Genomic DNA, 12,003 nt, shown 5'->3' on the forward strand with positions numbered 1-12,003 from the left:
GGTGAGCGCGCGCACGCCCCCGCTGGCGCGGCTCTGCGCCGCGTTGCTCGGCGCGCTGCTGCTCGCCTTGCTCGCGGCATGCACGCGCCCGCAGCCGCCGGCGCTGCGCATCGGCACCAACGTGTGGATCGGCAGCGAGCCGCTCTACCTCGCGCGCGAGCTCGGCACGCTCGACCCGCTGCACGTGCAGCTGGTCGAGTACCCGTCGGCGAGCGAGGTGCTGCGCGCCTATCGCAACCAGGCGATCGACGGCATGGTGATCAGCCTCGACGAGCTGTTCGGACTCGCCGTCGATGGCCTCGACCCTCGGGCCGTGCTGGTGGTCGACGTCTCGCACGGCGCCGATGCGGTGGTCGGCCGCGCCGGCATGAAGACGATGCGCGACCTCGCCGGCAAGTCGATCGCGGTCGAAGGCGGTGCCCTGCCCGCCTTCGTGCTGAGCCGCGCGCTCGCGCTCTCGGGCATGCAGGCCGGCGACGTGAAGGTGGTGCACCTCGAATCGAACGAGCAGCCGGCGGCGTTCGAGAAGGGCCTCGTCGACGCCGCCGTCACGTTCGATCCGTATCGGACGCAGTTGCTGCGGGCGGGCGGCCGAACGCTGTTCGACAGCACGCGCATCCCGGGCGAGATCGTGGACCTGATCGCGATCAGGAAGGGCGTGCTCGACGAGCGCGGGCCGGCGGTGCAGGCGCTGCTGACCGGTTGGTTCGGCGCGGTCGACTTCATGCGCCGCGAGCCCGGCGATGCGGCCCGGCGCATGGGCATCCGCCAGCAGACCAGCGCCGAGCAGTTCCTCGCCGGCCAGCGCGGCCTGCACGTGCCCTCGCGCGAGGAAAACCTCGCCATGCTCGGCGGGCCGACGCCGAGCCTCGCCGCCAGCGGTCGCCGGCTGATGACGCTGATGCTCGACGCCAAGCTGCTGCGCGCGCCGGTCGACATCGAGAGCCTGCTCGCACCCGGGCCGCTGACCCGTCTGCCGCGGCCGCCGCCATGACCTCGCTCAAGTTCACCGTGCCGCTCATCCTGCTGCTGTTCGCGGCGGTGCTGTCGGCGGTGAACCTGCTCGTGCACGTGCCGCAGGCCGAGCAGGTGGCGCAGGAAGACAGCAGGAAGCGCCTCGCTCAGGAGCTCTCGCGGCTGCAGAGCACGCTCGAGTACCTGCTGCTCAAGGGCGACGCCCCCTCGGCGCAGTACGAGATCGCGGTGCTCGCGCACAACCACGACGTGATCGTCGCCGTGCTGACCGACGAGCACGACCGCGTCACCACTGCGACGCGGCGCGCCTGGCTCGGCCGGCCGATCGCCGAGGTGCTGCCGCAGATCGGCCTCGGCCAAGTGCTGGGCGCGCTCAGCGAACGCCGCGCCGGCATCGAGACCGGACCGGGCGGACGCTCGCTGCTCGGCCACGCGGCGATCCTGCTCGGCAGCCGCGGCGAGGAGCTGCGGCCGTCGCGCAGCGGGAGCCTGCTCGTCGCCTACGACCTCGTCCGCTACAAGGCCGAGGCGCGCGAGCAGGTGATGCGCCAGGCGCTCTACTGGGCCGGCTGGGTGACCGCGCTCGCGCTCGTGATGTGGGCGGTGTTCCACTTCCTGCTGACGCGGCGCACGGCGCGCCTGATGCGCGCCGCCGAGGCACTTGCCGCGGGCCGCCTCGACGTGCGCAGCGGCCTCTCGGGCGACGACGAGCTCGGCCGCCTCGGCCGTGCGTTCGACGCGATGGCGGTGCAGGTCGCCGAAACGCAGACGCGCCTGCGCGACGACCTCGCCGAGCGTGCGCGCGTGCAGCGCGAGCTCGAGGCGAGCGACGAGCGCCTGCAGCAGATCCTCAACAACTCGACCGCGGTGATCTTCGCGCGCGACGCCGAGGGCCGCTATCTCTTCGTCAATCGGCAGTGGGAACGCGTGTTCGGGCTCAGGTCGGCCGACGTGGTGGGACGGCTCGACGCCGAGGTGCGCGGAGCCGAGCGCGCTGCGGCGTATCGCGCGCACGACCGCCAGGTGCTCGAGCGCAACGAAACCCTCGAGTTCGAGGAGGCGGTGCCGCTCGACGACGGCGTGCACACCTACATCTCGATCAAGTTCCCGCTGCACGACGCCGACGGCGCGGCGTACGCGGTCTGCGGCATCGCCACCGACATCACGGAGCGCCAGCGCGCCGACGCCGCCCTGCGCGCGTCGGAGGCGAGTTACCGCGCCATCTTCGACGCCGCCGAGGACGCCATCTTCGTGCACGACATCGACACCGCGAGCATCGTCGACGTCAACGCCAAGGCTTGCGCCGACTTCGGCTATCCGCGCGAGGCGATGCTGCGGCTGCGCCTGGGCGACCTCAGCGCGGGCGAACCGCCGTACACGCACGAAGGCGCGATGCGCCATTTCGCCCGCGCCGCCGCCGGCGAGCCGATGTCGATCGACTGGCACTGCCGCACGGCGAGCGGCGAGCTGCGCTGGCACGAGGTCCATGGCAAGCGCGTCACGATTGCCGGTCGCGATCGCCTGCTCACGCTGGCGCGCGACATCACCGAGAAAAAGCGCGCGCAAGCCGAGCTGGCGCGCGAGCGCGAATCGTCGTACCAGCGCGAGAAGCTCGCCGCGCTCGGCTCGCTGCTCGCCGGCGTGTCGCACGAGCTCAACAACCCGCTCTCGGTGGTGGTCGCACGCGCCGTGCTGCTCGAGGAGCAAGGCAGCCCGTCGATCCGTACGGCGGCGGCCAAGATCCGCAGTGCGGCCGAACGCTGCGCGCGCATCGTCCGCACCTTCCTCGCGATGGCGCGCCAGCAGCCGCCGCAGCGCGGCCCGGTCGCGATCAACGAGGTGATCGGTGCGGCGCTCGACATCGCAGGCTACGCGGTGCGCGCGAGCGGCATCACGCTCGAGCTCGCGCTCGCCGACGACGTGCCTGCCATCCACGCCGACGCCGATCAGCTGCACCAGGTGCTGCTCAACCTCGTGATCAACGCCCAGCAGTCGCTGCAGGACCACGCCGGCTCGCGGCGCATCCGCATCGAGTCGCGCTTCGACGCGGCACGAGCGCGGGTGCTGGTGCGCGTCGCCGACAGCGGCCCCGGCATTCCCGAGGCGCTGCGCGCCCGCGTGTTCGAGCCGTACTTCACCACCAAGGCGGTCGGCACCGGCACCGGGGTGGGCCTCGCGGTGAGCCAGGGCATCGTCGAGGCGCACGGCGGCAGCCTCACGATCGAGGCGCCCGATGGCGCCGGCGCGGCGTTCCTGATCACGCTGCCGCTCGGCGACGCGGCCGGCGAGCGCTCGAGCGCGCCCTCGCTCACGCGCGAGGACGCGGGCGCGCGCAGCATCCTGATCGTCGACGACGAGGAGGAGGTGCGCGAGACGCTGGTCGACATCCTGAGCCAGGCGCGCCATCGCGTGGTGACGGCGGCAACCGGACGCGAGGCGCTCGCCCGCATGGCGGCCGAGCGCTATGACGTGATCTTCGCCGACATGCGGATGCCCGACCTCGACGGGCGCGCGCTCTATCGCGAGATCGAGCGGCGCTGGCCCGCGCAGGCCGCGCGCGTGGTCTTCATCACCGGCGACATGCTGACCGCGTCGCTGCGCGACTTCGTCGGCGCGAGCGGGCGTCACCTGATCGAGAAGCCCTTCCTGCCGGGCGACGTGCGGCGGCTGGTGGTCGAGCTCGCGGCCTGACGTTGGGTCCCGCCGCGGCGAGCTAGAACGCGCGGCCGACGCGCAGCTGAACGAAGTTCTCGCCCGGGTTCGGCTGCTTGATGCTGCCGTTCGAGTAGTGCTCGTAGCGCAGCGACACCTCCCAGGCTTCGGGCGCTGCCGAGCGCCAGCCCACGCCGAGGTGGTCGCCGAAGTTGAAGACGGTGCTGAAGCGGTCGTCGCGCTTGCGGTAGCGCGGGCCGATGAGGTTCGCGCCGATGCCGCCCTCGACGAACGCCCCGGCGCTGTCGCCGAACCAGAGCCGCAGCGTCGGCGTGATGCCGCCGACGGTGAACCCGGCGCGACCGGCGCGCGCCTCGCGCTCGACCCGCCAGCGCCCGATCGCGACCTCGGTGAAGCCGGAAAGCCGCACGCCACCGAAGCGCCACTGGCTCGTCCAGTCGCGCATCAGACCGACGCGCAGGCTCTGCGCGTCGGGGTTCGTGCCGCCCTCGACGAACCACGCCGTTCGCACGTCGGCGCTGTCGGCGGCAACCGCCGCCGGCGCCCAGACCATCATCGCGGCCACTGCCGCGGCTCCCACCCGTTTCACGCGCCACCCTCCTGCGCTTGCTGCCCCTCGCCTCGCGCCGGCGCCGCGGCAAAATTCGAGCCGATGCGGCGACGTGGAACCCCGCGGCCGAGCCGTGACGCCTTCATGGCGCGTGGTTCGCGCGTGCGGCCCTGCAAGCGCAGGCGCCGCGTCGCTCATCCGCCGGCGTTCGGGAAGAACACCTGCTCGCCGCCGATCCGGTAGCTCGCGATCACCGCCTGGCCGGCGGGCGATACCACCCAGTCGGCGAACGCCTGCGCGAGGTCCTTCTTGACGTGCGGGTGCCGGGCCGGGTTGACGACCATCACGCCGTACTGGTTGAAGAGCCGCTTGTCGCCCTCGACCAGGATCGCGAGGTCGCCGCGATTCCTGAAGTTGAGCCAGGTGCCGCGGTCGGCGAGCAGGTAGGCCTCGGTCGACGAGGCGATGTTGAGCGCCGGCCCCATGCCGCAGCCGCATTCCTTGTAGCCCGCCGGCTTGGCAGCGCCGATGTCGATGCCCGCCTCGCGCCAGTAGCGCAACTCGGCCGCATGGGTGCCGCTCTTGTCGCCGCGCGAGACGAACGGCGCGCCGCTTGCGCTCACCTTCCTGAGCGCCGCGACCGTGTCGTTGCCGCGGATGCCGGCCGGGTCGGCCTTCGGGCCGATGAGGACGAAGTCGTTGAACATGACCGGCAGCCGCTTCAGGCCGAAGCCTTCGGCGACGAACTTCTCCTCGGCGGCCTGGTCGTGCACGAACACCACGTCGGCATCGCCGCGCCGTGCGGCGTCGAGCGCCTGTCCGGTACCGACCGCAACGACGCGCACGTCGATCCCGGTGGCGCGCTTGAACGCCGGCAGCAGATGCCCGAACAGCCCCGACTGCTCGGTCGACGTCGTCGACGCCATGACGATGAAGCGCTCCTGGGCGTGCGCAGTCGCACCCGCCGTGGCCCACGCCGCGGCGAAGAGGAAGGCGAACAGGCGGCTCAGCAGCGCGCGTCGGATCGGCAGCATGGACTCGAGAGGCAGTGAACGGCCCGACCATTGTGCGGCTGTTGCGCGCGGCGCGACAGCCGGTGCGTTCGTGGCGCGCCGTGCCGCAGCGTGCGATCGCCGCCCGCCGTGCGGCGTTCAAGCACGGGACGCGCGCGCCGCTCGCGTGCGGGCGCGTGGCGCCTGGCCCCGAGGGGTGCCTGCGTTGAGCGCCTGCGTGGAACCACTCTCGCGCGCCGGCAGCGATTCCTTAGACTGCTCGGCTGACCACGCACGCCCGCTTTCCACGACCATGACCGGCCCTGCAGCCCGCGGCGACACCGCCGCGCGACCCGACGACGTCCGCATGCGCGGCTTCACGCGGCGCGCAGAAGTCGGCGACGTGTGGCAATGGATCGACCGCTCGGCCCAGCCGTTGGCCGCCGAGCCGGTCGCCGTCGACGATGCGAGCGGCCGCGTGCTCGCGGCCGACGTCGTCGCCGCGGTCGACGTGCCGGCGTTCGAGCGCTCGGCGATGGACGGCTATGCCGTTCGCGGCGAGGAGACGGTCGGCGCGAGCGACTACAACCCGCTCGCCTTCCGCGTGATCGGCCGCGCGCTGCCCGGCCAACCGTACGCCGGCACCGTGCAGACCGGCGACGCGGTCCGCATCATGACCGGCGCACCGCTGCCAGCGGGCGCCGACGCCGTCATCCCCGCCGAGTACGTGCGCGACACGGCCGAAGGCATCGAGACGTCGATGGCGTTCGGGCCCGGCAAGCACGTCGGCCGCGTCGGCGAGGACATCGCCCGCGGTGCGGTCGTACTGCGCGCCGGGCGACGCCTGCGGCCGCAGGATGCCGGCGTGCTGGGGTCGCTCGGCATCGGCGCGGTGACGGTGCACCGCGCGCCGCGCGTGCGCATCGTCGTCACCGGCAACGAGGTCGTCGCGCCCGGTCGCGACAAGGGCCTCCACGACATCTTCGACGCCAACTCCGCGATGCTGCGCGGGCTGGTCGCACGCGACGGCGGCGCCCTGGAGCGCCACCTGCGCACGGGCGACGACCCGATGGCGATTCGCGACGCCATCACCGCGCCGGGCGCCGACGTCGTGCTGGTCTCGGGCGGCTCGAGCGTCGGCACCGAGGACCATGCCCCTCGCCTCGTCGCCGAAGCCGGCGAGCTCGCGATCCACGGCGTCGCGATGCGGCCGTCGAGCCCCGCAGGCTGCGGACGCGTGGGCGACGCGCTGGTGTTCCTGCTGCCCGGCAACCCGGTGTCGTGCCTCGCCGCGTACGACTTCTTCGCCGGCCGCGCGGTCCGCCTGCTCGGCGGACGTGCGCCAGCATGGCCGTACCCGCAGCGACGCCTGCACGTCGCCCGCAAGATCGTCTCCGCGATCGGCCGGGTCGACTACTGCCGCGTGCGCATCCGCGCGGGCGAGGTCGAGCCGCTGGCGCTGAGCGGCGCGTCGGTGCTGTCGTCGACCACGCGTGCGGACGGCTTCGTGGTCGTCCCGGCCGAGAGCGAAGGGATCGCGCCCGGCGCCGATGTCGACGTCTTCCTCTACGACCCGACCTGAGCCTCGATGAGCGACCTCGATCCGCCACGCACGGCCGACGGCCGGCAGACTCAGTTCCTCACCGTCATCACGCGCGACGAGGCGACCGAGCGCTTCCGCCGTCACCTGAGGCTCGAGCCGCTCGGCCACGAGACGGTGACGCTCGCCGGCGCGCTGAACCGCGTGCTCGCCGCGGACGTGATCGCCGACGTCGACGTGCCAGGCTTCGACCGCTCGAACGTCGACGGCTTCGCGGTGCAGGCGGCCGACACCTTCGGTGCCGGCGAGGAGGACGTGCGCCGGCTCGTCCTCAATCGCGAGGTGCTCTCGCCCGGCGTGGTGTCTCGCGCGGTGGTGAGCGCCGGCCGCGCGAGCGTGATCGCGACCGGCGCGATGCTGCCGCGGGGCGCCGATGCCGTCGTGATGGTCGAGCACACCGACGTCGCGAGCGACGCCGACGGCACGCGCCGGGTCGCGGTCGCGCGGCCGGTGACCGCGGGCGAGAACGTCAGCTACGCCGGCACCGACATCGCGCGCGGCGAGACCGTGCTGCGTGCCGGGCAGCCGCTGACGTCGCGCGAGATCGGCGTGCTCGCCGCGATCGGCATCGCCGAGGTGCGGGTGTGGCGGCGTCCGCGCGTGGCGATCATCTCGACCGGCGACGAGATCGTCGCGCCCGGGGCGCCGCTGCCGCTGGGCTCGATCTACGACTCGAACGGCGCGATCGTCGCCGCGGCAGTCGCCGAGCTCGGCGGCGAGCCGGTGCCGCTCGGCGTGGTGCGCGACGACGAGGCGGCGCTCGTCGCCGCGCTCGACGCCGCGCTGGCGCACGACATGGTGCTGTTGTCCGGCGGCACCTCCAAGGGCGCCGGCGACCTGTCGTACCGGGTGGCGAGCCGGCTCGGGTCGCCCGGAATCGTGGCTCACGGGGTCGCGCTCAAGCCGGGCAAGCCGATCTGCCTGGCGGTGAGCCACGGCAAGCCGGTGGTGATCCTGCCCGGGTTTCCGACCTCGGCAATCTTCACCTTCCACGAGTTCGTCGCGCCGGTGATCCGTGCCTTCGGCGGCTTGCCGCCCGAGCGCCGGCACAGCGTCGAGTCGACGCTGCCGATGCGCGTCAACTCCGAGCGCGGGCGCACCGAGTACCTGCTGGTCGGCCTGGTGCAGCGCGACGACGGCCTGGCCGCCTACCCGATGGGCAAAGGCTCGGGCTCGGTCACCACCTTCAGCCACGCCGACGGCTTCATCACCATCGACCAGCACACCGAGATCGTCGAGAGCGGCAGCGCGGTGGCGGTGCAGCTGCTCGGCAAGGAGCTCGAGGCGGCCGACCTCGTCGTCATCGGCAGTCATTGCGTCGGGCTCGATGCGCTCGTCGGCCGCCTGGTCCGCCAGGGGCTGCGGGCCAAGACGCTGAACGTCGGCAGCATGGGCGGCGCCAGGGCGGCGGCGCGCGGTGAATGCGACGTCGCCAGCGTGCACCTGATGGACCCGCAGGGGAGCGGCTACAACCGGCACCTGCTCGACGACACGGTGACGCTGATCCCGGGTTACCGGCGCCTCCAGGGCATCGTGTTCCGCCCCGGCGACACGCGCTTCGAGGGTCGCGGCGTCGACGATGCCGTCGCGGCGGCGCTCGCCGATGCGGACTGCACGATGGTCAACCGCAATGCCGGCAGCGGCACGCGCGTGCTCGTCGACCGCCTGCTCGGCGCACGGCGGCCGCCCGGCTTCGGCGTGCAGACCAGGTCGCACAACGCCGTCGCCGCCGCCGTGCAGCAGCACCGCGCCGACTGGGGCGTGGCGATCGACACGGTGGCGCGCCAGTACGGGCTCGGCTTCATCCCGATGCAGGAGGAGCACTACGACTTCATCGTGCCGCGAGCCCGGCTCGAGCGGCCCGGCGTGCAGGCCTTCCTCGCGCTGCTCGCCGACCCCGCCGCGCAGAGCGAGCTGAGGGCGCTCGGCTTTCGCTTGTGAGCGGCCGGCAGCGCGCCCGCGAGCCGGTCGACGGGATTGCCGAATCGCTCCGCCGTGGCGGCGGCCTTGCACGGCGGGGCGCGGCGCGCTGGCGGGCCCGGAACGATTTCCGCGCCGGAAAGGAAAACAGGCGTGGGGGTGACCCACGCCTGTTCGTTTCAGCGGACTAGCCGCTTACGGCTGGGGCGTCACCTCGACGCGGATCCAGGCCGGTGCGCCGCTCGTCAGGTCGCCGACCTTGACGTTGCGGAACGCGTTCTCGGCCGCCGCGCCGGCATTGGCGGCGTTGGTCGCCGCCGTCACCAGCGACTGGTACGCCGAGGCATTGGCCGCGGTCAGCCGCATCTCGATCAAGCCGTCGGAGGCGATGCTGTTGACCGAGTTGCCACCGGTGAGGTTGGTGAAGCGATAGCTGCCGGCCGGCAGCGCCTGCTGCATCAGGATCACCGAGCGTGCTGCGGCGTGCAGCGCGCTGGTACGGCCGTAGTTGCCACTGCTGTGGCCGCCGGGGCCGAGGAAGTCGACCCGCAGCCCGCCGGTCTGCTGCGCGAAGGCCGAGAGGCTTGCCGCGGCAAGCCCGGCGAACACCAACGAACGAAGTGCTTTTCTCATGTGTTGACTCCTTGGCTCAGCGCGCCGCTTCGCGCGTGCGGCGCCCGATCGGGCCCGTTGCCGGTTGAACGATGGTGCCGTCGGCAGCATGGAAGCCGGCGACCGTCAGGATGCCGGTCAGGACGCGGTGCATCTTGGACACTTCGGTCGCGGGGTTGCCGCGCGTGGCCCACTCCCAGAAGGCGTGGGTACCCGCTCCGGCAGCGGTCGAGTTCAAGCTGAACTGGTACGTCGGAATACCGGTGTTGGCCGGCACGTTGTCGTTGATGCTCGACGAACCCGTGCTCACCGTCGTCGACGTGCTCTGTCCCGTCGCGATCGCCGACTGCAGACCTGCATACGTGGCCGGGCTGTCGTAGCTGGTCGCGACGTACGCCGGGCGAAGGCCATACCACATCTGCTGCAGGCCGATGCCTTGCGGGGTGCCGTTGGCGACACCGACGCGCGCGTTCTCGGCCGTGACTCCGGCCTGGAACAACGGAACGATGACGTCACGAATCTCGTTGAGCGTCTCGACCTTCGGCGAACGCATGTCGACCTCGAGCGAGCAGCTGGGAACCACGGTGCTGCCGGCCGGAACCGGCTCGCAGCTCGCCCGCCCGACCGTGTAGGTCGTGCGCGGGGCACCCGGGCGCAGCTCGTCCGGCGTCTTGACGTCGGCGATCCGCGCGATCGTCGCCGCCATCGCTTCGACGGCGCTCGGCTGGTTCGGGCCCGGGTTGGTCGGCGCGCTGAACTTCATCTCGTAGCGATAGCTCCCGAGGAAGTTCAGGATGCCGCCGCCTTCGAGACCGAAGTTGGCCACCACGTTGAGCGGGTTGGAGCCGGTGCCGAGGTCCTGCTCGAAGCCGTACAGCTGCTTCATGCCGGCGAGGTTGCCCTTGCCTTCCTCGCCTGCGCTGCCGCAGACCCAGATGTCGTAGACCGGCTTGATGCCGTGCCGCTTCATCGCCGAGGCCAGCAGGAAACCGTTCACGGTGCTGCTCATCATGTCGATGTAGCCGGGCACGTAGATCCGGACGCCGCCGCCGTTCTGGGCGGCGGTACTGTTCGCGAACCATTGGCTCGCGACGTTGTAGTTCGCGTCCTCGACGATCCGTCCAGCGGTGTTGAACGCGAGCTCGGCCGGGATGGCGGCCAGCTGCGCGGGCGTCTCGACGACAGCCTGCGCGTAGGGCTGCAGCTTGATGTGGTTCCACGGGTCGCTTGCCGGAGGCTGGGTTTCCGGGTTGACGACATCGATGTGGCCCTCGAGAACCACCTTCGGGAACTGACCCTTGTAGCTTTGCGCGTCCGGGCGGCTCGAGTACGAGCCCTTGATCTGCACGCACGCGTTGTAGACCGGCAGGCCGTCGACGATGTTGACGTCGGATCCCGCCAGGAAGCCGTCGTTGCGCGTCATCACCTCGGAAGGCGAGAAGCCCCACTCGTTGACCATGCGGCTGTGGATCTCTGCCGCCGAGCGGTACTCCTCGCGCGAAGGCGACGGCACGCGCACCAGCTCGAGGAAGGTGTTCCAGCGATACTTCGTCATCGCAGGCGTGCTCTGCTCGTCGAGCAGCGCGCGCACCTGCGGGTCGTTCGCGATCTTCGACGCCGCCGAGGCGACGTCGGTCGGAATGCTCAGGCGGTTCACCGGTGCGGTCGAGTTGGTGACCGACCAGACCAGCGCGCCGGCGTTGAACGCCACCGCACGATCGTGACGCAGCGTGATGGTGCCGTACGGCGACACGGTGCCGCTGGCTTCCACCTCGCCGAGGGGAACCGTGCCCTTGAGAACGGTCGTACCGTTGCCTGCGCCGGTCAGAGTCGCAACGCCGTTGGTGAGTGCCGTGGCGTTGTTCTTCAGGACGATGTTGTAGACGTAGTCGTAGACGTTGCGGTTGACGCGGGTCTCGCTGACCATCTTCAGCGTCACCTCGCGGCCATCGGCGAGCACGGTGCTCGTGCCGCCGCCGATGACGGCGAGCGCGGTCTTGGTGTCGTCGGCCGCGGCGCCGCTGACGGTGCCGTTCGACGAGCCGCCGCCGCACGCGGTGATCGCGATGCAGGCGGCAGCGATCAGGGTGGGCTTGAACTTCATGGTCTTCATGCGGTCACCTCCTCGGCAGCTTGGCGGGTCTTGACCGAAAGGCGGCGGTTGCGCAGGCCGACGAAGGCCAGGCCGAGAGCGGCCAGCAGCGCCGTCGCGGGCTCGGGGATCGCGGCGATCGTCGTGTTGCCCGCCGCCACCGGGTTGAAGTTGGCGTCGTAGAGCATGAACGGCAGCGAGCCGGGCCTGGCGCCGCCGGCGAGCGAGAACGAGACGCCGAAGCCGCCGACCGACTGGCCTACGGCGAGCAGGCTGCCGAGCGCCATGCTGTCGAGATACCCGAAGTCGGGCAGGCTGGGATCAGCCTGGAAGATCAGGCTGTCCCAGTTGGCGGGCGACGAGACCAGCGCAAGGTTGGTCGCGTTCGGAAAGTCGACGGTGAAACCGGCAAAGGTCGTCGGATTTCCGTCGTTCGTCACGGTGAGGTTGGCCAGCCACGAATTGCCGCCCAGCGAGCTGTACGAGCTGGTGATCACCGCCGCCTGCGACGACATGGCGCCGAGCGTCAGCGCCGCGGCCGCGGCTGCCACGATCAAGGGGTGCTTCAATTGAGATCCTCCGGTGCGCA

9 protein-coding genes are annotated in these 12,003 nt (G+C 71.6%); 4 read left to right on the forward strand and 5 right to left on the reverse strand.

The window, feature by feature from the left end; genetic code table 11:
* Position 1: 1 nt before the first annotated feature.
* Positions 2 to 994: an ABC transporter substrate-binding protein gene (locus tag HQN59_RS21470; protein ID WP_176071166.1), complete on the forward strand. Its 993-nt coding sequence runs from the start codon at positions 2 to 4 to the stop codon at positions 992 to 994.
* A complete protein-coding gene (locus HQN59_RS21475) occupies positions 991 to 3,666 on the forward strand; it encodes a hybrid sensor histidine kinase/response regulator (protein ID WP_176071167.1) in 2,676 nt (891 codons plus the stop codon). Before HQN59_RS21470 ends, HQN59_RS21475 begins: the two co-directional genes overlap by 4 nt.
* Before the next feature lie 22 nt (positions 3,667 to 3,688).
* Here HQN59_RS21475 and HQN59_RS21480 read toward each other — a convergent pair whose 3' ends face one another.
* Positions 3,689 to 4,237 (reverse strand): acyloxyacyl hydrolase, encoded by a 549-nt coding sequence (locus HQN59_RS21480; RefSeq protein WP_176071168.1) that lies wholly within the window; start codon positions 4,235 to 4,237, stop codon positions 3,689 to 3,691.
* A 155-nt stretch (positions 4,238 to 4,392) separates the two neighbouring features.
* On the reverse strand, positions 4,393 to 5,232 hold the full coding sequence (locus HQN59_RS21485; protein WP_176071169.1) for an ABC transporter substrate-binding protein: 840 nt from the start codon (positions 5,230 to 5,232) through the stop codon (positions 4,393 to 4,395).
* A 271-nt stretch (positions 5,233 to 5,503) separates the two neighbouring features.
* On the opposite strand from HQN59_RS21485, the gene HQN59_RS21490 reads away from it, so the two are divergent.
* Positions 5,504 to 6,772, forward strand: a complete 1,269-nt coding sequence (locus tag HQN59_RS21490; protein WP_246295075.1) for a molybdopterin molybdotransferase MoeA — start codon at positions 5,504 to 5,506, stop codon at positions 6,770 to 6,772.
* A gap of 6 nt (positions 6,773 to 6,778) precedes the next feature.
* Entirely contained in the window at positions 6,779 to 8,731 is a 1,953-nt protein-coding gene (locus tag HQN59_RS21495; protein WP_176071170.1) for a molybdopterin biosynthesis protein, read from the forward strand.
* A 174-nt stretch (positions 8,732 to 8,905) separates the two neighbouring features.
* Here HQN59_RS21495 and HQN59_RS21500 read toward each other — a convergent pair whose 3' ends face one another.
* Genes HQN59_RS21500 through HQN59_RS21510 form a run of 3 tightly spaced genes read right to left on the reverse strand, consistent with a single transcriptional unit; the run spans position 8,906 to position 11,983 of the window.
* Complete coding sequence (locus HQN59_RS21500; RefSeq protein ID WP_176071171.1) at positions 8,906 to 9,343, reverse strand: peptidase M20; 438 nt, start codon at positions 9,341 to 9,343, stop codon at positions 8,906 to 8,908.
* A 16-nt stretch (positions 9,344 to 9,359) separates the two neighbouring features.
* Positions 9,360 to 11,435 (reverse strand): zinc-binding metallopeptidase family protein, encoded by a 2,076-nt coding sequence (locus tag HQN59_RS21505; RefSeq protein WP_176071172.1) that lies wholly within the window; start codon positions 11,433 to 11,435, stop codon positions 9,360 to 9,362.
* Positions 11,432 to 11,983 carry a PEP-CTERM sorting domain-containing protein gene (locus HQN59_RS21510; protein ID WP_176071173.1) on the reverse strand — a complete coding sequence of 184 codons (552 nt, stop codon included), beginning with the start codon at positions 11,981 to 11,983 and terminating at the stop codon, positions 11,432 to 11,434. The genes HQN59_RS21505 and HQN59_RS21510 overlap by 4 nt, the downstream gene beginning before the upstream one ends.
* Positions 11,984 to 12,003 lie beyond the last annotated feature (20 nt).

The organism is Rhizobacter koreensis, from assembly GCF_013366375.1.
Taxonomy (GTDB): Bacteria; Pseudomonadota; Gammaproteobacteria; order Burkholderiales; family Burkholderiaceae_C; genus Schlegelella_A; species Schlegelella_A koreensis.

Coding starts and splice junctions, on each gene's coding strand:
- HQN59_RS21495 (WP_176071170.1), top strand. CDS start 6,779: ATGAGCGACCTCGATCCGCCACGCACGGCCGACGGCCGGCAGACTCAG.
- HQN59_RS21505 (WP_176071172.1), bottom strand. CDS start 11,435: ATGAAGACCATGAAGTTCAAGCCCACCCTGATCGCTGCCGCCTGCATC.
- HQN59_RS21485 (WP_176071169.1), bottom strand. CDS start 5,232: ATGCTGCCGATCCGACGCGCGCTGCTGAGCCGCCTGTTCGCCTTCCTC.
- HQN59_RS21490 (WP_246295075.1), top strand. CDS start 5,504: ATGACCGGCCCTGCAGCCCGCGGCGACACCGCCGCGCGACCCGACGAC.
- HQN59_RS21500 (WP_176071171.1), bottom strand. CDS start 9,343: ATGAGAAAAGCACTTCGTTCGTTGGTGTTCGCCGGGCTTGCCGCGGCA.
- HQN59_RS21475 (WP_176071167.1), top strand. CDS start 991: ATGACCTCGCTCAAGTTCACCGTGCCGCTCATCCTGCTGCTGTTCGCG.